Genomic DNA, 21304 nt, shown 5'->3' with positions numbered 1-21304 from the left:
GAGCCGTTTTTTTTACTGCATAGCACGTTGGTTAAGCCATCTCAGTTTGCAGACGCATAACCTGACGGTTGACTTCGGACATCACAGAAAAGTGCTGTTTATCCTTCACTTTTGGGACAAGGATTTTGCCCTTATCAAATTCAAAAGCGCCAACATCCTTGATATACAACCGTCCACGGAACAGGATTTTTACGTATTTCGCCACCTGAAGCGGATTGTAGCGTTGAAAAATTTTCATTCTATTATCTCCTGCGAATCATACGCTCTTGCGGCGCCACAATCGGGCCGACTCTCTGGAGCGCAAATTTTGTTGCCCAATGACTATAGACGAGAAAAACGGTGACACCCAGTCTGCATAAGTTTATTTACCTTTTGATGACAAATAATCAGAATATTCTTTGCAATGGTCACTTTCGAACAGTATATGCCTTCGTTTTTGTGCAGATATGTGCGTTCCCCCTCACTCTGGCACCGGGATTGCGGGTAAAGCGCCGCGATCGCACTTATGATTAAAACCTATGACCAAGTGGTCGGATCACCTGCCAAAAAAATAAGGAAACACTATGACCCTACGTAACATCCTGGCAACTGCCTGCCTGTTGCTGCCACTGATGGCTTCTGCACATAATTTCGAGAAGGGACAACGTGTGCCGCCGGTGGGCATTGCCGACCGGGGAGAATTGATCCTCGACAATAATGAGTTTAGCTACAAAAAATGGAATAGCGCGCAGCTCCCAGGCAAAGTGCGAGTTGTGCTACATATTGCCGGCCGCTCGTCGGCAAAAGAGAAAAACGCAACCTTAATTGAAGCGATCAAGTCGGCACATTTACCAAAAGATAGTTACCAGACCACCACCATCGTCAACACCGACGATGCCATCCCGGGCTCCGGCATGTTTGTGCGCAGCAGCCTGGAGAGCAATAAAAAGCTTTATCCGTGGTCGCAGATCATCGTCGACAGTAACGGTACGGCACGCGGCGCGTGGCAGCTGGAAGAAGAGAGTTCAGCGGCGGCCGTACTGGATAAAGAGGGCCGCGTTCAGTGGGCGAAAGACGGGGCGCTGACCCAGGAAGAGGTGCAGCAGGTGATTGCCCTGCTGCATAAGCTGCTCGGTCAGTAAAGCGAGACCCGGAAGCCGGGATTGAGGAAGGATTCACGCGGGGTATAGTCGAGCGGCTTGCCCTGCCAGTCGTGAACGTGCGCTCCCGCGGCGGCGGCAACGGCGTGGCCTGCCGCCGTATCCCAGACGTTGGTCGGCCCGAAACGAGGATAGAGCTGCGCCTGCCCTTCTGCCACCAGGCAGAACTTCAGCGAGGAGCCAATCGAGGTTGTCTGATGCTCACCCAGCTGATGCAGATACTCCTGCAGTTCGTTATCCGAGTGCGAACGGCTGATCACCACCAGCGGCGGACGGGCATCACGCACCTGAATCTGCTTACGCACGCCGCACTCTTCTTTCCACGCTTTGCCGTCGGCGGCGCTGTACATCACCTTCAGCACCGGGGCATAGACCACCCCCAGCACCGCTTTGCCTTTCTCAATCAGGGCAATGTTCACGGTGAATTCACCATTACGTTTGATGAACTCCTTGGTGCCATCCAGCGGATCGACCAGCCAGTAACGCTGCCAGTGCTGGCGCTCATCCCAGGGCTGAGGATCTTCTTCTGACAGCACCGGAATATCGGGCGTCAGCGCCTGCAGACCCTGCAGGATCACCCCGTGCGCCGCGAGATCGGCGGCGGTCACCGGTGAGTCATCGATTTTTTGGATCACGTCCATTGGGATCTTGCCATCATAGACCTGCATGATGGCATCGCCCGCATCCTGTGCGAGCTGACAAATTTTATCTAACATTCTCCACCTCTTTGTTAACACAGTGGGTTTAACTCTTTGTTTTATTTATATCGCATTGTGAATAAATCCGCTATCTGTGAAGCAATTCCGGTTTCAGGGCTCTTTTTTCTGGCAGGATTCACAATTATGTAAGCAAAAAAATATAGATACATATTCTTTTGTGGCCTGGTTCAAAAAAAGGACTCCTCTGATGATTAAGTTTAGCGCAACGCTCCTGGCGACGCTGATTGCAGCGAGCGTACAGGCAGCGACGGTCGATCTCCGCATTCTGGAAACGACCGACCTGCACAGCAATATGATGGACTTCGACTACTACAAAGATGCGCCGACGGAAAAGTTTGGCCTGGTGCGCACCGCCAGCCTGATTAACGCCGCCCGCAGCGAAGTGAAAAACAGCGTGCTGGTCGATAACGGGGACTTAATTCAGGGTAGTCCGCTTGGCGATTACATGGCGGCGAAAGGTCTGAAAAAGGGTGATATCCACCCGGTTTACAAGGCGCTGAACACGCTGGATTACGCGGTGGGCAACCTCGGTAACCATGAGTTTAACTACGGGCTGGATTATCTGCACATGGCGCTGTCCGGGGCCAAATTCCCGTACGTTAACGCCAATATCATCGACGTTAAGACCAACAAGCCGCTGTTCACCCCTTATCTGATCAAAGAGACTTCCGTGGTCGACCAGGACGGGAAAGCGCAGACCCTGAAGATTGGCTATATCGGCTTTGTGCCGCCGCAGATCATGACCTGGGATAAGGCCAACCTGAGCGGCAAAGTGACGGTCAACGACATTACCGAAACCGCCCGTAAGTATGTGCCGGAGATGCGCGAGAAAGGCGCCGATCTGGTGGTGGTGGTGGCCCACTCCGGTCTCTCTGCCGATCCGTATCAGGCGATGGCGGAAAACTCGGTCTACTACCTCAGCGAAGTGAAAGGCGTCGACGCCATTCTCTTCGGCCATGCTCACGCGGTATTCCCGGGCAAAGATTTCGCCAGCATCAAAGGGGCGGATATTGCCAAAGGGACGCTCAACGGCGTGCCGGCAGTGATGCCGGGCATGTGGGGCGATCACCTTGGGGTGGTCGATCTGGTGCTGAATAATGACGGCGGCAAATGGCAGGTCACTGAGTCGAAGGCCGAAGCGCGACCGATTTACGATCTGGCGGCCAAAAAAGCGCTGGTGGGCGAGGATAAAAAGATCGTCGAGGTGCTGAAGCACGACCACGACGCCACCCGCGAGTTTGTCAGCAAGCCGATCGGTAAGTCTTCCGACAACATGTACAGCTACCTGTCGCTGGTGCAGGACGATCCCACCGTGCAGGTGGTGAACATGGCGCAGAAAGCCTACGTGGAGCGCTATATTCAGGGCGATCCGGACCTGGCGAAACTGCCGGTGCTCTCCGCCGCCGCGCCGTTTAAGGTGGGCGGGCGCAAGAACGATCCGGCCAGCTACGTCGAAGTGGAAAAAGGCCAGCTGACCTTCCGTAACGCCGCCGACCTGTATCTCTATCCGAACACCCTGGTGGTGGTCAAAGCCACCGGTCAGGAGGTGAAGGAGTGGCTGGAGTGCTCGGCCGGACAGTTCAACCAAATCGATAAGAACAGCACCCAGCCGCAGTCGCTGATCAACTGGGACGGGTTCCGCACCTATAACTTCGACGTGATCGACGGCGTGGAGTACCAGATTGATGTCTCCCGGCCGGCGAAATATGACGGCGAGTGCCAGGTGGTGAATGCTCAGGCGGAGCGTATCAAAAACCTGACCTTCAACGGCAAACCCATTGATCCAAAAGCGACCTTCCTGGTGGCGACCAATAACTACCGCGCCTACGGCGGTAAGTTTGCCGGGACCGGCGACAGCCATATCGCCTTCGCCTCACCGGACGAGAACCGCTCGGTGCTGGCGGCATGGATCGGTGAGCAGTCGAAAAAATCGGGTGAAATCCACCCGGCAGCGGATAACAACTGGCGTCTGGCGCCGATCCACAGCGACGTGAAGCTGGATGTTCGCTTTGAGACATCGCCATCAGAGAAAGCGGCGGCGTTTATCAAAGAGAAAGCGCAGTATCCGATGCAGCAGGTCGCGACCGATGAGATCGGATTCGCGATTTATCAATTAGATTTGAGCAAATAGCAGCAAGTGCGTTTTGTAGGCCGGGTAAGGCGCAGCCGCCACCCGGCATCACGCCGCACGCTCGTCCCGGTTGCTCATCACCTGGGGTAAATTCAGCTCGATCCAGTCGGCCAGCGCCGCTACTTTCTCGCTCACCTCCTCTCCCAGCGGCGTCAGGCTGTACTCCACGTGCGGGGGTACCACCGGGTACGACACGCGATTAATAAACCCATCCTGCTCCAGGGCCTGCAGCGACTGGGCCAGCATCTTCTCGCTCACCCCGCCCATCTTGCGGCGCAGATCGCTAAAGCGGTGCGTCCCCTGACGCAGCGCCACCAGGATCAGCACGCCCCAGCGGCTGGTCACATGCTTGAGCACATCCCGGGAAGGGCACTGCTCGGCAAAGAGATTGCCGTCGCGCAGTTGCTCGCTAAGGGTTGGATTCGTCATTTGATACTTACCTTTTTGTACGTACTTACTAAAAGTTAGCTTGAGTGTTAGTGTGCCACAACATTCACACGAGACGAAGGATATTCATCATGATCGCGATTACCGGCGCTACCGGCCAGCTTGGCCAACTCGTTATTGAACAGCTGCTGAAAACCGTTCCGGCCAGCCAGCTGGTCGCCATTGTGCGTAACCCGGCGAAGGCCGACGCGCTGAGCCAGCAGGGTGTGACCGTCCGTCAGGCCGATTACACCGACCAGGCCGCCTTCACTGCCGCGCTTGCGGGCGTGGATAAACTGCTGCTGATCTCCTCCAGCGAAGTGGGCCAGCGTGCGCCGCAGCATCAGAACGTGATTAACGCGGCGAAGGCGGCGGGCGTGAAATTTATCGCCTACACCAGCCTGCTGCATGCCGACACTTCCCCGCTGGGGCTGCACGTGGAACACGTCGACACCGAAAAAGCGCTGGCAGCCTCCGGCATTCCTTACGCCCTGCTGCGTAACGGCTGGTATACCGAAAACTACCTCGCCAGCGCCCCACCGGCTCTGGAGCATGGCGTGTTCATCGGCTCTGCGGGTGAAGGCAAAATCGCCTCTGCCACCCGCGCCGACTATGCCGCCGCTGCGGCCCGCGTCATCAGCGAAGAGGGTCATGCTGGTAAAGTCTATGAGCTGGCAGGCGACCAGGCGTGGACGTTAGGCGAACTGGCTGCCGAACTGAGCCGCCAGAGCGGGAAAAACGTGGTGTACCAGAATCTGAGCGAAGCCGATTTTGCCGCCGCGCTGAAGGGCGTGGGCTTGCCGGCGGGCCTGGCGGATATGCTGGCCGACTCCGACGTTGGTGCCTCGAAGGGCGGTCTGTTTGATGACAGCCATACTCTGCGCGCGCTGCTGGGCCGTCCGACTACCCCCCTGGCCGAGAGCGTGAAGGGCATCCTGTAATTGTTAAAAGCTGGTTAATTATTGTGGCATCCCTGCGGGTCATCTCTGATAATGAGATCTGACCCGCGAGGAGGCTCACCGTGCAAGGCGTACCCGAACAGTTCTTTGATGAGAGAGACAGCGCGCGCTTCCGCCATCTGGCGCAGCTGCCGGGCGTGGAGCTGTATCACGCCCATATCTCCCGCTACGCCTTTGAGCCCCACACCCACGAGGCCTTCGGTATCGGCGCTATTGAAGCCGGTGCCGAACGCTTTCGCTATCGCGGGACGCAGTACGTCGCTCCCGTCCATTCCGTTGTCACCATGAATCCCGATGAGCTGCATACCGGCGAGGCCGAAACCGCCGACGGCTGGCGCTACCGCATGATCTACCTCGAGCCGGATCTACTGGAAGAGGTGACGGGTATCCGCCACTGGTGGTTCAGCGAGGTTACCCGCCACGATCCCCGCCGTTCGCAGCAGATCGGGCAGCTGATCTATGGCCTGTGGCATACCGACGATCCGCTGGCGCAAAAGGGAATGCTGCTGGATCTGATTGATACCTTCCAGCCGCTGGCGCGCCATGCCCCGGTTCTGCACGAAGGGACGCATCGCTTCGAGCGCGTGCGCGACTATCTGCATGACAACTATATGCACTCCCTGACCCTCGATGAGCTGGCGCAGGTGGTGTCGCTCAGCCCGTATCATTTCCAGCGCCAGTTTAAAGCCCATTTTCACGTCACGCCCCACCAGATGCTGATGGCGATCCGCCTGTGGCGCGCCAAAGCCTTTCTTACTCAAGGGCTCCCGGCGGCAGAAGTGGCCGCCGCGACGGGCCTGACCGATCAGTCGCACCTGACCCGGGCGTTTACGCGTCGGTACGGCATCACCCCCGTGCGCTACCAGAAACAGGTCGCGAAGCGCTAATGCGCAATCTCATACAATACGCCCCCCTTTTGCCTTTCTACACTGCCAGCAGGTTCAGCGAAAATGGATAGAAAAATGGTTAGCGGCGTGTTGTATGCCCTGCTTGCAGGGTTGATGTGGGGGCTGATTTTTGTCGGCCCGTTGATTGTGCCGGAGTACCCGGCGGCGTTGCAGTCGATGGGGCGTTACCTGGCGCTGGGGCTGATCGCCCTGCCGATCGCCTGGCTCGGCCGCGCGCGGTTACGCCAGCTTACCGGTCGCGACTGGCTGACCGCGCTGGCGCTGACCATGATGGGCAACCTCATCTATTACATCTGTCTGGCGAGCGCCATTCAGCGTACCGGGGCCCCCGTCTCAACGATGATCATCGGCACGCTGCCGGTGGTGATCCCGGTGTTCGCCAATCTGCTCTACAGCCAGCGCGACGGCAAGCTGGCATGGTCGAAGATGGTGCCCGGGCTGATCGCCATTGCCCTGGGGCTGGCCTGCGTCAACATTGCCGAGCTGCGGCACGGCGTGGCCGGAGGCAGCGGCTGGCGCTATGTCTCGGGGATCCTGCTGGCGTCGGTGTCGGTGGTCTGCTGGGCATGGTATGCCCTGCGTAATGCCCGCTGGCTGCGGGAAAATCCTGACAAACATCCGATGATGTGGGCTACCGCGCAGGCGCTGGTAACGCTGCCGGTATCGCTGCTGGGCTATCTCGCCGCCTGCGCCTGGCTGAACGTGCAGCAGCCGGACTTCGCCCTGCCGCTGGGGCCGCGTCCCTGGGTCTTCCTCGGGCTGATGGTGGCGATTGCCGTCTGCTGCTCGTGGGTAGGTGCTCTGTGCTGGAACGTCGCCAGCCAGAAATTGCCGACGGTGATCCTGGGGCCGTTGATCGTTTTCGAAACCCTGGCCGGACTACTGTATACCTTCCTGATGCGCCAGAGTCTGCCGCCGCTGTTAACCGGCACGGGGATTGTGTTGCTGGTTGTGGGAGTGGTGATCGCGGTCAGCGCGAAGCCGGAAAAACCCCTGGTCGTTCCGGCTTCGGAGCTGTAGATATTGCCCGGCGGCGCTACGCTTGCCGGGCCTACGGTTTCCCAGGCCGGGTAAGGCGAAGCCGCCACCCAGTAGGTTTCGTAGGCCGGGTAAGGTGAAGCCGCCACCCGGCAGGTTTCGTAGGCCGGGTAAGGCGAAGCCGCCACCCGGCAGGTTTCGTAGGCCGGGTAAGGCGAAGCCGCCACCCGGCAGGTTTCGTAGGCCGGGTAAGCGTTAGCGCCACCCGGCGTCTGTCAGAAGGTTTCCCAGTTAGCATCCGTTGTGGCCAGCACCGGTTTCGCTTTTGCGGTATAGGTTTTCACTGGTGCCGCTTTGGCCGCCTGACCGTGAACAATCTTAAACACCGCCACCGCCTCGTTCAGGCGCGCCGCCTGCTCTTCCAGCGCCGCCGCCGCTGCCGCAGACTCCTCAACCAGCGAGGCGTTCTGCTGGGTGACGCGATCCATCTCGGCCACCGCCTGACCCACCTGGTCGATACCGCGGCTCTGCTCATCCGAAGCGGAAGCGATTTCGCCCATGATGTCAGTCACGCGGGTGACGGCGCTGACGATTTCCGCCATCGTCGCCCCGGCTTCATTCACCAGTGCGGAACCCGCGCTGACGCGCGCGCCAGAGTCGTCAATCAGGCCTTTGATCTCTTTCGCGGCCTGCGCGCTGCGCTGGGCCAGGGTACGCACTTCTCCTGCCACTACTGCAAACCCACGTCCCTGCTCACCGGCACGCGCCGCTTCTACCGCCGCGTTCAGCGCCAGAATGTTGGTCTGGAAGGCGATACCATCGATCACGTTGGTGATCTGGGCGATTTTGCTGGAGCTGGTGGCGATCTCGTCCATGGTCCGCACCACGCCTTCAACCACGTTGCCGCCTTTCTTCGCGGTGGTGGAGGCATCCAGCGCCAGGCGTGACGCCTGACGGGCGTTATCGGCGTTCTGCTTCACGGTAGCGGTCAGCTGCTCCATGCTGGCTGCGGTCTCTTCCAGCGAGGCCGCCTGCTGCTCGGTACGGGAAGAGAGGTCATTACTGCCTGCGGAGATTTCACCAGCGCCGGTGAAAATGGTATCCGCCCCATCACGCACCACGCCCACGGTGTTAGCCAGCGCCTTTTGCATCTCGTGAACGTTATGCGCCAGCAGCGCCATCTCATTCTGGCCGTGGGCATCGATCGGTTGCGTCAGGTCGCCAGCGGCAATGGCGCGAATATGTGCAATCACCTCATGCAGCGGCTTCAGCAGCACGTTGCGCATGGCGATCCAGCTGGCAACGATGACCGCCACCACAACCACCATAATGGCCGAGAGGATCCACAGGATACGCTGGTAGTCATTCTCGTTATCGGTGATGCCCGCGCTGGTCAGCTTCGCCTGCACTTCACGCCATTCGCGGTAAACAGCCTGCATCGCCACCTGCTTCTGCTCGGCATTCTGCTTGAACATATCGTCCAGCTTGCCCTCGGCCAGCAGCGCGTTCATGTTCGTCAGCGTGGTGTGGTAAGCGCGGTACTGCTCTTCCAGCCGATCGGCCAGCTTCTCATCCATGCCCGGTGTTTCCGGCAGGGCGTAGTATTTGTCGTAGTGCCCCTGCGCTTCGGCCAGCCGCGCTTTCCCGGCGGTGACCAGCTCGCCCAGCTGCGTGCCGTTGATCTCGGTCGCCGTACTGCTTTGCAGACGAAGCATGCCGCGGTTAAGGGTAACGCGCGCCTGGTTCAGGCTGATCCACGCGTCGGTAAACTCTGCCACGTTCTGGCTTGACAGCTGGGAGACGGTGAAATTGCGCTTATCATTGTTCAGGGCATTGATAAAAACCGTCGCGGCGATGATTTGCATCAGCCCGAGCACCAGCAGTACCGAGACTAACAGGGTGATTACTTTAATCCGTTTAAACATTCTTAACCTTATGTGCAGGACATTGTCTGTTGAGGACATATCGGCAGAGCAAGCGTGTTATTTAATGTTTCGTGGTCTAACCACCCTATTTTTTGGAAATAATTAAATCCATTCAGCAAGTTAAACCATAAGAAAGTTTTGTGAATTACCCGCCTTTTTACCCACTGCTCCTAAAGGGTTATATCTTCACCTTAAAGATGTATTTAAAATGCATCTTATCAAATAACGATGAGGTAACGACCATGGCCTTCCGCGACCAACCTTTAGGCGAGCTGGCGCTCTCCATCCCACGCGCTTCCGCGCTGTTTCGTAAATACGATATGGATTACTGCTGCGGCGGTAAGCAAACCCTGGCGCGGGCGGCATCGCGTAAGGAACTGGATCTGGACCTCATCGAAGCTGAACTGGCGAAACTGGCTGAGCAGCCGCTGGAAAAAGACTGGCGCAGCGTGGCGCTGGGCGAAATCATCAATCACATCATCGTCCGCTACCATGACCGCCACCGTGAGCAGCTGCCGGAACTGATCCTGCAGGCGACCAAAGTTGAGCGCGTCCATGCGGAGAAAGCCTCTGTCCCGCGCGGTCTGGCGAAGAACCTGACCATGCTGCACGAAGAGCTCTCCAGCCACATGATGAAAGAGGAGCAGATCCTGTTCCCGATGATCAAACAGGGGATGGGTAGCCAGGCGATGGGGCCTATCAGCGTGATGGAAAGCGAGCATGACGACGCCGGTGAACTGGTGGAGGTGATCAAGCACATCACCAACAACGTGACCCCGCCGGCGGATGCCTGCACCACCTGGCGCGCCATGTATAACGGGATTAACGAGATGATCGACGACCTGATGGAGCACATCAGCCTCGAGAATAACGTGCTGTTCCCGCGGGCGCTGGCCGGGGAATAAAAAAAGCCCGGTGGCGCTAGCGCTTACCGGGCCTACAAACGGCAACCGACGTTGCCGTTTTGCTTTTACCTTACGCCAGCCATTCTTTTCTTACCAATAAATAGCCAGCCCAGCCCCAGCGCGATAAACCACAGCGGCGTCACGATCAGCGCCTGACGGGTATCCTCTTCCAGAGTCAGCAGCACCAGCACAAACACGAAGAACGCCATGCAGACCCAGCACATCAGCTTGCCAAGCGGCATCTTGTAGATGGATTTTTCATGCAGGTGCGGACGCTGTTTGCGGTACACCAGGTACGAGCACAGTATGATGGTCCAGACGAACATGAACAGGATCGCCGAGACCGTGGTGATCATGGTGAACGCGCCAATCACGCTTGGGTTCACGTAGAGCATCACCACGCCGCCCAGCAGGCAGATACAGGAGAAGGTCAGCCCTTTTGCCGGTACCGCACGCTTTGAGAGCTTGGCGAACGCGCTCGGCGCCACGCCTTCCTGCGCCAGGCCGAACAGCATACGGCTGGTGGAGAACACGCCGCTGTTAGCCGACGAGGCCGCGGAGGTCAGCACCACGAAGTTAATCAGGCTCGCCGCTGCCGGCAGACCCACCAGCACAAACAGCTCAACGAACGGGCTCTTGGTTGGGACAACGGAACTCCACGGCGTGACCGACATAATCACGATCAGCGCGAAGACGTAGAACATGATGATACGCACGGGAATCGAGTTAATCGCCCGCGGCAGAGACTTCTCAGGATCTTTGGTTTCAGCAGCTGTCGTACCTACCAGCTCAATCCCCACGAAGGCGAAGACCGCAATCTGGAAGCCGGCAAAGAATCCGCTCAGCCCTTTCGGGAACCAGCCGCCGTCATTCCACAGATGGGAGAACGAGGCCTCAACGCCGCTCGGGGAGGTAAAGTGGGTCATCACCATCACCAGGCCGACCACAATCAGGCCAACGATGGCGACGATTTTGATCATCGCGAACCAGAACTCCATCTCACCGAACATTTTTACGGTGGCGAGGTTAAGGCTCAGCAGCAGAACAATTACCGCCAGCGAGGCAACCCAGTCCGACAGCCCGGGGAACCAGAACTGCGCATAGGCCGTAATGGCGACGACGTCGGCCATCCCGGTGACCACCCAGCAAAACCAGTAGGTCCAGCCGGTAAAGTAACCCGCCCACGGCCCGAGAAGGTCGGAGGCAAAGTCGCTGAAGGATTTGTATTCAAGATTCGAGAGCAGCAGCTCTCCCATTGCCCGCATCACGAAAAAGAGCATAAAGCCGATGATCATATAGACAAAAATGATCGACGGACCGGCAAGGCTGATGGTTTTACCTGACCCCATAAACAGCCCGGTGCCGATGGCCCCGCCGATGGCGATAAGCTGAATATGACGGTTTGTGAGATTACGCCGTAGCGACTGTTCAGACGGTGCCTCTTCGTCGGCAACGACTTTTACCTGATCTACCATGTGATGTTTTCCTGTTGTAACTGCCTGTGTTGTTTAGGCTCTTCTGGCCCTTTATTACGTCGAAAAGCGACGGCCCGGTTAAGGACTCATCGATATTAGGTAAGAATCGGCGGGATGAATACTATGATTTAAATATTATGTTAACAATATGTTGAAAATGAGTGTCATATCACTCAAGCCACGCAAAACAGCTCACAAAAATACACTTAATGCGGTCATTTGCAAGATAATCTGTTGATTGGCGCGTAACTATAGGTTTTTTAACTGATTTCCCCTCCCCTGCTGGGGAGAGGAAAGTGCGCGGAATTACAGAATTTCCAGCAGCTCGACTTCAAAGACCAGGGTGCTGAATGGCGGAATGGATGCGCCTGCGCCACGCTCGCCGTAGGCCAGGTTCTGAGGGATAGTCAGTTCCCATTTGGAGCCAACCGGCATCAGGGTCAGAGCTTCGATCCAGCCTGGGATCACGCCGTTTACCGGGAATTCAGCCGGTTCGCCGCGGGCAACGGAGCTGTCGAACACGGTGCCGTCGATCAGTTTACCGGTGTAGTGCACGCGAACGTGGTCGGTACGTGCCGGGATTGCGCCATCACCCTGATTGATCACGCGGAACTGCAGGCCAGTTTCGGTGCTGTTCACGCCTTCGCGCTCACGGTTCTCTTCGAGGAACTTCTCGCCTGCCGCTGCCATCTCTTCAAAACGTGCGCGACGGACGGAGTCAGCACGCTCGTGGATTTCGCGCAGCGCGCGGTGAACCACATCAACCGGAACCGCCGGGTGCTTGCCTTCCAGCGCATCGGCGATACCCGCCACCAGCGCTTCCGGTAACAGACCCTGCAGACCTGATTCGCTCAGCTGCTGTCCTACCTGCAAACCAATACCGTAGCTTGCCTGCGCTTCGATTGTGTCAAAAGTCGGGGTGGTCATGGGATTTCCTTCCATCACATTTAAAGTAGCGGGCAGCATAACAGCCACCTTCCATCCGGTAAAACTTTGTCTTATGGAAAGATGACAAATTGCGATGAAACGGAAACAATAGAGACTATCTGGATTTTTCCCGAATGTGTGTCACGGAAGCCGGCTTTGCAATGCTCATCAGGCAGTTAGCAAACTATACTTCTCGGGACAGGAAAAAAGACGCGGAGCAGGAGGAGAGCCATGCCCGGGCCATTTGAACTAAAACCTACCCTGACGAAAATCTGGCATGCGCCAGACAACTTTCGCATCATGGACCCGCTGCCGCCCCTGCACCGCAGAGGCATTATCATCGGTGCGCTGATGGTTATTGTTGGTTTTCTGCTGCCAGGCGCTGACGACAGCGCGACTGCGCCTGTGCGCCGGGATGCCGAACTGGATTTCCGTTCGCAGACGCAGCCGCAGCCCGATAGCCAACCGATGCAGACGCAGCTGGTTTCCCCCTCTAACGATCCGGGCCAGATGGCGCCGGTTGAGCCGGAGCCGATTCAGGAAGAGCAGCCCCAGGAGCAGGCCGCCGCGCCCGTGCAGTCGCAGCCGGTGCCGGGTATCGAACAGCAGTGGCGTTCCTACCGCGTAGAGCCGGGCAAAACGATGGCGCAGCTGTTCCGCGATCACAACCTGCCGCCGACCGATGTCTATGCGATGGCGCAGGTTGAAGGTGCGGGCAAGCCGCTGAGCAATCTGCAAAATGGTCAGATGGTGCAGATCCGCCAGAATGCGAGCGGCGTGGTGACAGGGCTGACCATTGACAGCGGCAATGGTCAGCAGGTGCTGTTTACCCGTCAGTCTGACGGCAGCTTTATCCGCGCTAAATAGCAGTGCGCCCGGTAGCGCGTTGCTTACCGGGCCTGTTTTCCACTCACTTTGTTGACCCACCAGATCCCCGAGCAGACCAGCACCAGCGCCACGGCATATTTGATCTCAAGGATATTCTCCCCGAGGAAAATCGCAGAGAGGACGGTTCCTGCCACCGGCACTAAGAAGTTGAATGGCGCAATCATACTGACGCGGTTGTATTTCAGCAGCAGACTCCACAGCGCAAACGCCACCGAGGAGAGCAGGGTCAGATAACCGAGGATGGCCGCCGCTTTGACGCTGGGTACTGCCAGCGTTCCGCCTGTGATATAGCCTCCGACAACCAGCATCACCCCGCCTATCGCCAGCTGCCAGCCGGTCATCACCATCGGGTCGACCGTCTGAGAAATACGTTTGCCGTACAGCGTGGCGGCTGAAAGGATAAACGCCGCCAGCACCACAAAACCGTCTCCATTCCAGACAAAGTGGAAGTCCTGCAGGCCGCTATTGAAGTTCACGATCATCACCCCGGCAAAACCGAGGATACAACCGAGGGCTTTGTTGTAGCTGATCTTGTCGTTCTGATAGATAAAGTGCGCCAGCATGACGCTAAAGAAGGTGGCGGTCGCGTTCATGATCGATCCTTTGGCACCCGTCGTGTAAGCGAGACCGATATAAAAGAACGTGTACTGGATAGCCGTCTGCGTCAGGCCCAGTACCGTTAGCTGTCCAAACTGCCGGGGGCTGAGTCGACCAATTGGCTTGCGCTGGGCAAGAGCTAACAGCAGCAACAGCAGGCCGGCAAACACAAAGCGATAACCCGCAAAGACGACTTTTGATGAAATATCGTTGGTCGCAATCTGAAAGAGTTCGTAGCCGCTTTTAATGGCGGGATAGGAGCTTCCCCATAACAAACAGCACAGCGTCGCGCTGGCGAAAACGATGTTTTTACGGGCAAAAATCGGCGTGGGCAGAACGGAGTCCATAGCAAATCTCGAAGATAAAATGGCGTTTCATTTTATTATCAGAGAACGCGGCAGGAATAGCTACCCTGGAAGGCAAAAGGTGGGACAGGGCGCGTTAAAAAAGCAAAACGCCGGCACAAGGCCGGCGCTTCGACGTAGTGACGAGTAATTACTTACTCAGCAACAACGTTAACAACCAGTTTAGCGAAGACTTCGCTGTGAACCTGGAAGTCCACTTCGTGCTCACCGGTGGTACGCAGAACGCCGTTCGGCAGACGAACTTCGCTCTTAGCCACTTTAACGCCAGCTGCAGTTACTGCATCAGCGATGTCGCGGGTACCGATGGAACCGAACAGTTTACCTTCGTCGCCAGCTTTAGACGCGATGGTAACAGTGCCCAGTGCGTTGATTTCTTCAGCGCGAGCGTTAGCAGCCGCCAGAACGTCAGCCAGTTTGGCTTCCAGTTCAGCACGACGTGCTTCGAAAAACTCTACGTTTTTCTTGGTAGCAGGAACAGCTTTACCCTGTGGAACCAGGAAGTTACGAGCGTAGCCCGCTTTAACGTTTACCTGATCACCCAGGCTGCCCAGGTTTGCTACTTTATCAAGCAGAATAACTTGCATTACCTTATCCTCTTAAAGTCGTATTAATGGACCGTGCCCGATTACTGATGACGATCAGTGTACGGCAGCAGGGACAGGTAGCGAGCGCGTTTGATAGCGCGAGCCAGCTGACGCTGGTATTTTGCACGAGTACCGGTGATACGGCTTGGGACAATCTTACCGCTTTCGGTGATGTAGTTTTTCAGCGTTGCGATATCTTTATAGTCGATCTCTTGAACGCCTTCCGCGGTGAAACGGCAGAACTTGCGACGACGGAAATAACGTGCCATATGGCTAGTCTCCAGAATCTATCAAATCAATCTGCTCGGCATGCAGAACCATTTTGCTCAGACCGTTCTTTGCCTTGTGGCAAGAGATGAACCCCTGAACGGTTACTGCGCTACCGACCGTTATACTGTGAGTAATGGCCTGGTTTTCGTGTCCGCTAATAATAACGGGCATTTGGCACCACGCCTGCCGGTGAAACCCGGCTTCCTCCTGCACTGAACGATGCTCAAGCACGAACTGGCAGTGAGGAATTCCTGATGGGCTGACCTTACGAAGGGGGGTCCTGCACACGGTACCGGACAACACCAGACGGTTGGTCATCAGAAATTACTCTTCAGAATCCCCAGCATCAGAATCATCTGTGGTTTCGTTTGCGAAATCATCGCGACGCTCACGGCGCTCGTCTTTCGCTTTAACCATCGGAGATGCTTCGGTCACTGCGTTTTTGGTACGCATAACCATGCTGCGGATAACGGCATCGTTGAAGCGGAAGTTAGTTTCCAGCTCATCGATCGCTTCCTGCGGTGCTTCAACGTTCAGCAGAACGTAGTGAGCTTTGTGCAGTTTGTTGATCGGATAAGCCAGCTGACGGCGGCCCCAGTCTTCCAGACGGTGGATCGTGCCTTCTGCTGCAGTGATTGCACCAGTGTAGCGCTCGATCATACCCGGAACCTGTTCGCTCTGGTCAGGATGGACCATAAAAACGATTTCGTAATGACGCATCGAATTGCTCCTTACGGATTATTCAGCCTCCTGTCTGGGTCAGCCGAGGCCCGGGGAGGCAAGGAACGTGTTAAAGGTCGGCTGAAAAATTGACGCGTCATAATACTTGCGGCCCCCTGGAAACTCAAGCGCATTGCACAAATAATTCGCACAAAGCGCAAAGCTCGTCTAAGTGGGTGATTTACCATAGCTCACGGACGATCGCGGCGCTTTTTTGAACAACAGCATCAGAAATGGTCGCCATTGCCCGCCAGATAAGGGGTTACACTTTAATCAGACCCCTTCTGAGGACAAAACCCGAAGTGATTATCGTCGCACCGTAGTTTGTCGTGGAGCGCATATCATGAAAAAGATAAACCTTGCCATTCTGGCTGCGCTTTTGCTCAGTGCAAACGCGACAGCAGCGATTCAGGTTGACGGCCGACAGGCCAGGAATATGGATGATGTGCAAAGTCTGGGCGTCATTTATATCAACCACAACTTCGCTACGGAAAGCGAAGCAACAGAAGCCATTACTGCAGAAGCCGAAGCGCGGGATGCCCGCTACTATCACGTCATGCTCACCCGTGAACCGGGCAGCAACGGCAATATGCACGTCAGCGCAGATATCTACCGGTAATGCTTTGACGCTAGCACCAGGAAAGCCAACAACGAAAATATTGTCATAGTCTAATTAGCCCCCTGCCCGGGGGCTTTTTTTATTTTTGCCCGTAATAAGCATTCGGGCCATGCTTGCGCATAAAGTGCTTGTCCATCAGGTAGCTGTCTATAGGTTGCAGATGAGGGTTGATGCCGCGAGCTATCCACGCCATTCGCGCCACCTCCTCCATCACCACGGCATTATGCACGGCATCGTGCGCATCTTTACCCCAGGCGAAGGGGCCATGCTGATAGACCACTATCCCCGGCCTGTGCAGCGGTTCGCTCTCACCCAGGGTTTCAACGATCACCCTGCCGGTATTGAGTTCGTACTCCCCTTGTACCTCCTCTTCGGTTAATGCCCGCGTACAGGGAATCTCGCCAAAAAAGTAGTCTGCATGGGTAGTGCCCAGTGCCGGAATAGCCAGCCCCGCCTGCGCCCAGGCCGTGGCGTGGGTGGAGTGGGTATGCACCACGCCGCCAAGGGAGGGGTAACGCCGGTACAGCGCCAGATGGGTCGCGGTATCGGACGAAGGCCGCCACTGGCCCTCCACCACCTTGCCGTCGAGATCCACCACCACCATGTCTTCCACACGCATAGCCTCATAGGCCACGCCGCTGGGTTTGATCGCCACCAGCCCACGGCTCCGGTCAATCGCGCTGACGTTTCCCCAGGTAAAGGTGACCAGAGCGTAACGCGGCAAATCCATGTTGGCCTCAAATGCCTGCTGTTTAAGCTGCTGCATTTTCGCCCCCCGTAAGCCCGGCCCGCGCCATCCGCTCCAGCACCCAGTCGCGGGCTTTGACCACCTCTTGCAGCGGGTCTTCTGCGGTTTCGCTCCACATCTCAATCAGCCAGGGCCCGCAATAGCCACTCTCTTTCAGCGTCTGGAAACAGCGCTCAAAATCCACTACGCCACTGCCGAACGGCACGTTTTTGAATACGCCTGGCCGCGTGTCTTTGACGTGTACCGCCACGATATGACCAATACCCGCCTGTAGCTCCATCTGAACGTCGTTATCCCACGCGGACAGGTTGCCGATATCGGGATAGAGCTGGAACCACGGGTTGTTGAGGTAGTGAGCATAACCCAGCGCCTTGCTGATGGAGTTCATCAGCGGGTAGTCCATGATCTCCATCGCCAGCGTCACCTGGGCGCGGCTCGCCATCTCGACGCTCTCTTTCAGACCATCACGGAAACGACGGCGCGTTTCGTTGTTGGCCTGCTGGTAGTAAACGTCATAGCCTGCCAGCTGGATGACGCGGATCCCTACATCCTGGGCAAAGCGAATCGCTTTACGCATGATCGCCAGCCCCTGTGCGCGCACGGCGTCATCTTCACTACCCAGCGGAAAGCGACGATGGGCACTCAGGCACATTGAGGACACGCGCACGCCGGTTTCGGCCACCGCATTCACCAGCGCCAGACGCTGCTCGCGGCTCCAGTCGAGACGGGAAAGGCGCGCATCCGTCTCATCCACCGACATTTCGACGAAATCGAAACCCAGCGATTGCGCCAGTTTCAGTCGCTCGAGCCAGCACTCCCCGGCGGGGAGTGCCTTTTCATAGATACCTAGCGGCACCTGCTTGCTTAACATAACCGCTCCTTATCCCCACAGCTGGGCAATGGAACGTTTAAACTGGCGCGCCGCTTCCACCGGCGAAGCAGCATCACGAATGCTGCGCCCGGCGATAAAGACATGAATCGGGATACCTTTGAACAGCGGCAGATCCTCCAGCGCCAGGCCGCCGGTGACGGTGACCTTAAAGCCCATCTCCGCCAGGCGCTTAACGGCACTGATATCCGCATCACCCCAGGCGACTCCCGCGGCCTGCGCATCGCGGCTGCGGTGATAGACCACCTGCTGAATGCCTGCATCGCGCCACTCTTCCGCCTGCTTCCAGGTCCAGAAACCGGTGAGTTCGATCTGCACGTCGCCGTTAAACTCTTTAGCAACGTCCAGCGCCCCTTTGGCGGTATTGATATCCGCACAGCAGATCACTGTCACCCAGTCGGCGTTAGCTTCGAAGCACATCCGCGACAGGATTTTGCCCGCATCTGCGATCTTGGCGTCAGCCAGCACAATTTTGTGAGGATAGAGCGCTTTCAGATCGCGCACGGCGCGAACGCCTTCCCCCACGCACAGAATGGTGCCCACCTCGATGATGTCCACCTCTTCGGCGATCAGACGTGTTGTTTCGTAAGCGTGGGCCAGAGTTTGGTTATCCAGCGCGACCTGCAACATTGGTAATGACATTTCCGTTCCCTCTTAAAGTGCCGCCGCAGTGGCGTTATCGATTAAATCCAGGACGTCCTGCCCGGTGCGGCAGGCGCGTAATCGGTCAAAGTTGGCTTCATCTTCAAACAGATTGACGATCTGCATGATGCCCACCTCCTGATGGGTGTTGGCATCGACGGCCGCCATGGTAATGAGGATATCGACCGGATCGTTATCTTCGTGGTTAAACACCAGCGGCGTTTTCAGGGTGACCAGGGCGAAGCCGGTTTTTTTAACGCCCTCTTCCGGACGGCCATGCGGCATCGCCAGCCCCGGGGCAATGACAAAGTACGGCCCAAACTGCTCAACGCCATCGAGAATGGCCTGGTAATAGCGCGGCTCAACAACATCAGCCTTAACCAGCAGGTCAACGCTCAGCTTTACCGCTTCCTGCCAGGTGCTGGCCTCGGCCTGTAACAGGATTGAGTCATTTTCAGCCAGCGAATCACGGAGTTTCATATGGCTCCCCTTACTTCACGTCTTGTGGAAAGTGCTCTTTGATCACTTCCAGCAGTTTTGGGCCAAAGTCCGCAGGCGACAGCATGTTGCGCACCCCCACCACATATTTATTGCCTGTGACGCTGATTTCACCGGCGATATGGGTAGAGGCAATGATGATGTCCGCGCCGTTCAGTTCACTTTTGTATTCACCCACCGCACAGCTGTTCACCGTGTGGTCAATGTTTGACTGGGTTAAAAATTGGTCCACTTTCATCTTCATGATCATGGAGCTACCTTGCCCATTGCCACACACAGCCAGGATACGTACGGTCATAGTCAAAACTCCTTAGTGAGCAGAAACTTCTGCTGTTTGTTGTTCCGCATCTTCTTCTGCCCGCAGCGAACGGCCAGCGAAGAACATATACGCCAGGGCAATCAGAATAATGACGGCCATAAAGACGATGCCGAGGGAGGCGAAGCCCTGCATCATTGGCGGGGCCAGAATTGACCAGTCGGCCATCCCCATCCAGGCGCTCATGCCGGTGAGCTTGACCGCCCACACGCAGCCGAAGATTTCAATCATCCCCATCACCAGACAGATCTTGAGCGCCGCGCGCCAGCCGCCAAAGTGGTTAGCAAACACGCCAATGGTGGCGTTGGAGAAAAACATCGGGATAAAGCCTGGAATGATGAGGATGGAAGAGCCGCAGCCCACCAGAATACCGACCGCAATCAGCTGACCGATGGTGCCCCACATAAAGCCCCACACCACCGCATTCGGCGCAAAGCTATAAATCGCCGCACAGTCGATCGCCAGAACCGCGCCAGGGATCAGACGCTGCGAAATGCCGTTGAACGCTTCGGAGAGCTCGGCCACGAACATGCGCACGCCCTGGGTAATAATGAAAATCGCCACCGCAAAAGAGAAACCGGTTTGCAGGATGTAGATCGTCCAGTGGGTTTTACCCGCCATCGCCTGAATTACGTCGATACCGAACGAGAGCAGAATCGCGCCGAAGAAGATGGTCATGACAATCGCCGTCGAGACGATGTTGTCGTGGAAAATATTCAGCCAGCCCGGCAGCTTGAGATCCTCCACGCTCTCCTCTTTCTTGCCGAGGTAAGGTGCGACTTTATAGGCAATCCATGAGGCGAACTGCTGCTGGTGGCCGATGGAAAAGCCGCAGCCGTCAGTCACTTCCTGGGTCGGCTTGAACATCATGTTGGAGGTGATACCCCAGTAGAGCGACACCAGCACTGCGGTGCAGATGATGGTGGTCCACATTGGGTAGCCGCAGATATAGAAGAAAACGGCAATCAGCCCGGCCTGCTGGAACATGATGTGGCCGGTCAGCATGATGGTGCGAATGCCTGTAATACGGCGCAGCAGGACATAAATAATGTTCAGCGCCAGCGCCAGCAGCACGGCGTACCCCACCCAACTGTAGGCATCGCCCATGCGTTCGATGGTGGCCATCATGGAAGCATAGGTGTCAGATATGGCGCCGTTGATGCCATAAACTTCGGACATTTTGGCGACAACGGGCTTAAAGGTGCTGGTTAAAATACCTGAACCTGCCTGAAGCAGCATAAAACCGATGATGGTCTTAATGGTGCCTTTGATTATCACGCTCACGCTTTTACGCAGCAGGATATAACCCAGGCAAGTCACGATACCCAGCAGCAGCGGGGCATTGGTCATGACCTGATTAAAAAAGACGGTAAAGACGCTGTAGAGGATCTCCATAACACTCTCCGGTAAAGGCAGTACGATGCGTAGTGCTCGTACAACAGGCCACCACTCTAGTAATCACAAATAATCATCACAAGATTGCATTTGATTATTTGTGACGCATCACGCAAATTATTTCCCCACACAGAGCAATGTCTTTGCCGCCAATAGCACCACTTAATACAAATCATTTAATTTCAAAAAGATGCGTAAATATAACGGCTAAAATCATAGATCGGTTTTGTCAGAGACGTCCTTTCAACGCGACATTTTGCTGTAAACAGGTCATTGCATTA

The 21304-nt window shown here is 56.5% G+C and carries 25 protein-coding genes; 8 read left to right on the top strand and 17 right to left on the bottom strand.

Annotation, left to right across the window (positions count from 1 at the left end; all coding sequences use genetic code 11):
- Positions 1-31: 31 nt before the first annotated feature.
- On the bottom strand, positions 32-238 hold the full coding sequence (locus tag ACP4QI_RS02000; protein ID WP_032616223.1) for a DUF1107 domain-containing protein: 207 nt from the start codon (positions 236-238) through the stop codon (positions 32-34).
- 325 nt (positions 239-563) lie between these two features.
- On the opposite strand from ACP4QI_RS02000, the gene ACP4QI_RS01995 reads away from it, so the two are divergent.
- Positions 564-1121, top strand: a complete 558-nt coding sequence (locus tag ACP4QI_RS01995; protein WP_142487986.1) for a YtfJ family protein — start codon at positions 564-566, stop codon at positions 1119-1121.
- Here ACP4QI_RS01995 and cysQ read toward each other — a convergent pair.
- Positions 1115-1855 carry a 3'(2'),5'-bisphosphate nucleotidase CysQ gene (gene cysQ, locus ACP4QI_RS01990; protein WP_426495439.1) on the bottom strand — a complete coding sequence of 247 codons (741 nt, stop codon included), beginning with the start codon at positions 1853-1855 and terminating at the stop codon, positions 1115-1117. The two genes, ACP4QI_RS01995 and cysQ, sit on opposite strands and share 7 nt — an antisense overlap.
- 190 nt (positions 1856-2045) lie before the next feature.
- Here cysQ and ACP4QI_RS01985 point away from each other — a divergent pair, with 190 nt between their 5' ends.
- A complete protein-coding gene (locus ACP4QI_RS01985) occupies positions 2046-3989 on the top strand; it encodes a bifunctional 2',3'-cyclic-nucleotide 2'-phosphodiesterase/3'-nucleotidase (protein WP_426495438.1) in 1944 nt (647 codons plus the stop codon).
- Between the two features lie 48 nt (positions 3990-4037).
- Here ACP4QI_RS01985 and ACP4QI_RS01980 read toward each other — a convergent pair whose 3' ends face one another.
- A complete protein-coding gene (locus ACP4QI_RS01980) occupies positions 4038-4418 on the bottom strand; it encodes a winged helix-turn-helix transcriptional regulator (protein WP_197090553.1) in 381 nt (126 codons plus the stop codon).
- Between the two features lie 89 nt (positions 4419-4507).
- Between ACP4QI_RS01980 and ACP4QI_RS01975 the strand changes: the two genes are divergently transcribed.
- The 3 genes from ACP4QI_RS01975 to ACP4QI_RS01965 all read left to right on the top strand — a co-directional run bounded on the left by ACP4QI_RS01975 (position 4508) and on the right by ACP4QI_RS01965 (position 7302).
- On the top strand, positions 4508-5356 hold the full coding sequence (locus ACP4QI_RS01975; RefSeq protein ID WP_426495437.1) for an SDR family oxidoreductase: 849 nt from the start codon (positions 4508-4510) through the stop codon (positions 5354-5356).
- 80 nt (positions 5357-5436) lie between these two features.
- Positions 5437-6261: an AraC family transcriptional regulator gene (locus ACP4QI_RS01970; protein WP_142487981.1), complete on the top strand. Its 825-nt coding sequence runs from the start codon at positions 5437-5439 to the stop codon at positions 6259-6261.
- A gap of 75 nt (positions 6262-6336) precedes the next feature.
- The gene (locus ACP4QI_RS01965; protein WP_231313863.1) at positions 6337-7302 is read left to right on the top strand and encodes a DMT family transporter; all 966 of its coding nucleotides are present in this window, start codon (positions 6337-6339) and stop codon (positions 7300-7302) included.
- 233 nt (positions 7303-7535) lie between these two features.
- Here ACP4QI_RS01965 and ACP4QI_RS01960 read toward each other — a convergent pair whose 3' ends face one another.
- Entirely contained in the window at positions 7536-9185 is a 1650-nt protein-coding gene (locus tag ACP4QI_RS01960) for a methyl-accepting chemotaxis protein (RefSeq protein WP_426495436.1), read from the bottom strand.
- A 242-nt stretch (positions 9186-9427) separates the two neighbouring features.
- On the opposite strand from ACP4QI_RS01960, the gene ytfE reads away from it, so the two are divergent.
- Positions 9428-10090, top strand: coding sequence for an iron-sulfur cluster repair protein YtfE (gene ytfE / locus ACP4QI_RS01955; RefSeq protein ID WP_106994067.1), 663 nt, complete (start codon positions 9428-9430; stop codon positions 10088-10090).
- A gap of 65 nt (positions 10091-10155) precedes the next feature.
- On the opposite strand, the gene cycA is transcribed toward ytfE, so the two are convergent.
- Positions 10156-11565, bottom strand: coding sequence for a D-serine/D-alanine/glycine transporter (gene cycA, locus ACP4QI_RS01950; protein ID WP_142487979.1), 1410 nt, complete (start codon positions 11563-11565; stop codon positions 10156-10158).
- Positions 11566-11871: 306 nt separating this feature from the next.
- Positions 11872-12492 carry an FKBP-type peptidyl-prolyl cis-trans isomerase gene (gene fklB, locus ACP4QI_RS01945; protein WP_032616205.1) on the bottom strand — a complete coding sequence of 207 codons (621 nt, stop codon included), beginning with the start codon at positions 12490-12492 and terminating at the stop codon, positions 11872-11874.
- Positions 12493-12723: 231 nt separating this feature from the next.
- On the opposite strand from fklB, the gene ACP4QI_RS01940 reads away from it, so the two are divergent.
- Positions 12724-13359, top strand: a complete 636-nt coding sequence (locus ACP4QI_RS01940; protein ID WP_142487977.1) for an OapA family protein — start codon at positions 12724-12726, stop codon at positions 13357-13359.
- 23 nt (positions 13360-13382) lie between these two features.
- Here ACP4QI_RS01940 and ACP4QI_RS01935 read toward each other — a convergent pair whose 3' ends face one another.
- From ACP4QI_RS01935 to rpsF, 5 genes are all read right to left on the bottom strand, one after another.
- Entirely contained in the window at positions 13383-14324 is a 942-nt protein-coding gene (locus ACP4QI_RS01935; protein WP_142487976.1) for a DMT family transporter, read from the bottom strand.
- Positions 14325-14476: 152 nt separating this feature from the next.
- Positions 14477-14926: a 50S ribosomal protein L9 gene (rplI, locus tag ACP4QI_RS01930; RefSeq protein WP_142487975.1), complete on the bottom strand. Its 450-nt coding sequence runs from the start codon at positions 14924-14926 to the stop codon at positions 14477-14479.
- Positions 14927-14967: 41 nt separating this feature from the next.
- A complete protein-coding gene (gene rpsR / locus ACP4QI_RS01925; RefSeq protein ID WP_000135199.1) occupies positions 14968-15195 on the bottom strand; it encodes a 30S ribosomal protein S18 in 228 nt (75 codons plus the stop codon).
- Between the two features lie 4 nt (positions 15196-15199).
- Positions 15200-15514, bottom strand: a complete 315-nt coding sequence (gene priB, locus ACP4QI_RS01920; protein WP_006178996.1) for a primosomal replication protein N — start codon at positions 15512-15514, stop codon at positions 15200-15202.
- 6 nt (positions 15515-15520) lie between these two features.
- The gene (gene rpsF, locus ACP4QI_RS01915; protein ID WP_426495435.1) at positions 15521-15916 is read right to left on the bottom strand and encodes a 30S ribosomal protein S6; all 396 of its coding nucleotides are present in this window, start codon (positions 15914-15916) and stop codon (positions 15521-15523) included.
- A 343-nt stretch (positions 15917-16259) separates the two neighbouring features.
- Here rpsF and yjfY point away from each other — a divergent pair, with 343 nt between their 5' ends.
- A complete protein-coding gene (yjfY, locus tag ACP4QI_RS01910; RefSeq protein WP_142487974.1) occupies positions 16260-16535 on the top strand; it encodes a DUF1471 family protein YjfY in 276 nt (91 codons plus the stop codon).
- A gap of 79 nt (positions 16536-16614) precedes the next feature.
- Here yjfY and ACP4QI_RS01905 read toward each other — a convergent pair whose 3' ends face one another.
- From ACP4QI_RS01905 to ulaA, 6 genes are read right to left on the bottom strand one after another with little or no spacing between them, the layout of a single operon-like run.
- The gene (locus ACP4QI_RS01905) at positions 16615-17301 is read right to left on the bottom strand and encodes an L-ribulose-5-phosphate 4-epimerase (protein WP_285130461.1); all 687 of its coding nucleotides are present in this window, start codon (positions 17299-17301) and stop codon (positions 16615-16617) included.
- Positions 17288-18154 (bottom strand): L-ribulose-5-phosphate 3-epimerase, encoded by an 867-nt coding sequence (locus ACP4QI_RS01900; protein ID WP_426495434.1) that lies wholly within the window; start codon positions 18152-18154, stop codon positions 17288-17290. Before ACP4QI_RS01900 ends, ACP4QI_RS01905 begins: the two co-directional genes overlap by 14 nt.
- 9 nt (positions 18155-18163) lie before the next feature.
- A complete protein-coding gene (locus ACP4QI_RS01895; protein ID WP_142487971.1) occupies positions 18164-18814 on the bottom strand; it encodes a 3-keto-L-gulonate-6-phosphate decarboxylase UlaD in 651 nt (216 codons plus the stop codon).
- A gap of 12 nt (positions 18815-18826) precedes the next feature.
- A complete protein-coding gene (gene ulaC / locus ACP4QI_RS01890; protein ID WP_142487970.1) occupies positions 18827-19294 on the bottom strand; it encodes a PTS ascorbate transporter subunit IIA in 468 nt (155 codons plus the stop codon).
- A 10-nt stretch (positions 19295-19304) separates the two neighbouring features.
- Positions 19305-19610: a PTS ascorbate transporter subunit IIB gene (gene ulaB / locus ACP4QI_RS01885; RefSeq protein WP_108476136.1), complete on the bottom strand. Its 306-nt coding sequence runs from the start codon at positions 19608-19610 to the stop codon at positions 19305-19307.
- Positions 19611-19622: 12 nt separating this feature from the next.
- The gene (gene ulaA, locus ACP4QI_RS01880; protein WP_426495433.1) at positions 19623-21023 is read right to left on the bottom strand and encodes a PTS ascorbate transporter subunit IIC; all 1401 of its coding nucleotides are present in this window, start codon (positions 21021-21023) and stop codon (positions 19623-19625) included.
- Between the last annotated feature and the right edge of the window lie 281 nt (positions 21024-21304).

It is taken from the genome of Leclercia sp. TB492, assembly GCF_049974505.2.
GTDB lineage: Bacteria > Pseudomonadota > Gammaproteobacteria > Enterobacterales > Enterobacteriaceae > Enterobacter > Enterobacter adecarboxylatus_C.
The sequence above is the reverse complement of the archived record's forward strand: the minus strand, read 5'-3'. Positions and strand labels throughout refer to the sequence as shown.

Bases quoted from the DNA above. Each gene is read 5' to 3' on its own strand.
- ACP4QI_RS02000 (WP_032616223.1), bottom strand. From the start codon at position 238: ATGAAAATTTTTCAACGCTACAATCCGCTTCAGGTGGCGAAATACGTA.
- ACP4QI_RS01995 (WP_142487986.1), top strand. From the start codon at position 564: ATGACCCTACGTAACATCCTGGCAACTGCCTGCCTGTTGCTGCCACTG.
- cysQ (WP_426495439.1), bottom strand. From the start codon at position 1,855: ATGTTAGATAAAATTTGTCAGCTCGCACAGGATGCGGGCGATGCCATC.
- ACP4QI_RS01985 (WP_426495438.1), top strand. From the start codon at position 2,046: ATGATTAAGTTTAGCGCAACGCTCCTGGCGACGCTGATTGCAGCGAGC.
- ACP4QI_RS01980 (WP_197090553.1), bottom strand. From the start codon at position 4,418: ATGACGAATCCAACCCTTAGCGAGCAACTGCGCGACGGCAATCTCTTT.
- ACP4QI_RS01975 (WP_426495437.1), top strand. From the start codon at position 4,508: ATGATCGCGATTACCGGCGCTACCGGCCAGCTTGGCCAACTCGTTATT.
- ACP4QI_RS01965 (WP_231313863.1), top strand. From the start codon at position 6,337: ATGGTTAGCGGCGTGTTGTATGCCCTGCTTGCAGGGTTGATGTGGGGG.
- ACP4QI_RS01960 (WP_426495436.1), bottom strand. From the start codon at position 9,185: ATGTTTAAACGGATTAAAGTAATCACCCTGTTAGTCTCGGTACTGCTG.
- ytfE (WP_106994067.1), top strand. From the start codon at position 9,428: ATGGCCTTCCGCGACCAACCTTTAGGCGAGCTGGCGCTCTCCATCCCA.
- cycA (WP_142487979.1), bottom strand. From the start codon at position 11,565: ATGGTAGATCAGGTAAAAGTCGTTGCCGACGAAGAGGCACCGTCTGAA.
- fklB (WP_032616205.1), bottom strand. From the start codon at position 12,492: ATGACCACCCCGACTTTTGACACAATCGAAGCGCAGGCAAGCTACGGT.
- ACP4QI_RS01940 (WP_142487977.1), top strand. From the start codon at position 12,724: ATGCCCGGGCCATTTGAACTAAAACCTACCCTGACGAAAATCTGGCAT.
- ACP4QI_RS01935 (WP_142487976.1), bottom strand. From the start codon at position 14,324: ATGGACTCCGTTCTGCCCACGCCGATTTTTGCCCGTAAAAACATCGTT.
- rplI (WP_142487975.1), bottom strand. From the start codon at position 14,926: ATGCAAGTTATTCTGCTTGATAAAGTAGCAAACCTGGGCAGCCTGGGT.
- rpsR (WP_000135199.1), bottom strand. From the start codon at position 15,195: ATGGCACGTTATTTCCGTCGTCGCAAGTTCTGCCGTTTCACCGCGGAA.
- priB (WP_006178996.1), bottom strand. From the start codon at position 15,514: ATGACCAACCGTCTGGTGTTGTCCGGTACCGTGTGCAGGACCCCCCTT.
- rpsF (WP_426495435.1), bottom strand. From the start codon at position 15,916: ATGCGTCATTACGAAATCGTTTTTATGGTCCATCCTGACCAGAGCGAA.
- yjfY (WP_142487974.1), top strand. From the start codon at position 16,260: ATGAAAAAGATAAACCTTGCCATTCTGGCTGCGCTTTTGCTCAGTGCA.
- ACP4QI_RS01905 (WP_285130461.1), bottom strand. From the start codon at position 17,301: ATGCAGCAGCTTAAACAGCAGGCATTTGAGGCCAACATGGATTTGCCG.
- ACP4QI_RS01900 (WP_426495434.1), bottom strand. From the start codon at position 18,154: ATGTTAAGCAAGCAGGTGCCGCTAGGTATCTATGAAAAGGCACTCCCC.
- ACP4QI_RS01895 (WP_142487971.1), bottom strand. From the start codon at position 18,814: ATGTCATTACCAATGTTGCAGGTCGCGCTGGATAACCAAACTCTGGCC.
- ulaC (WP_142487970.1), bottom strand. From the start codon at position 19,294: ATGAAACTCCGTGATTCGCTGGCTGAAAATGACTCAATCCTGTTACAG.
- ulaB (WP_108476136.1), bottom strand. From the start codon at position 19,610: ATGACCGTACGTATCCTGGCTGTGTGTGGCAATGGGCAAGGTAGCTCC.
- ulaA (WP_426495433.1), bottom strand. From the start codon at position 21,023: ATGGAGATCCTCTACAGCGTCTTTACCGTCTTTTTTAATCAGGTCATG.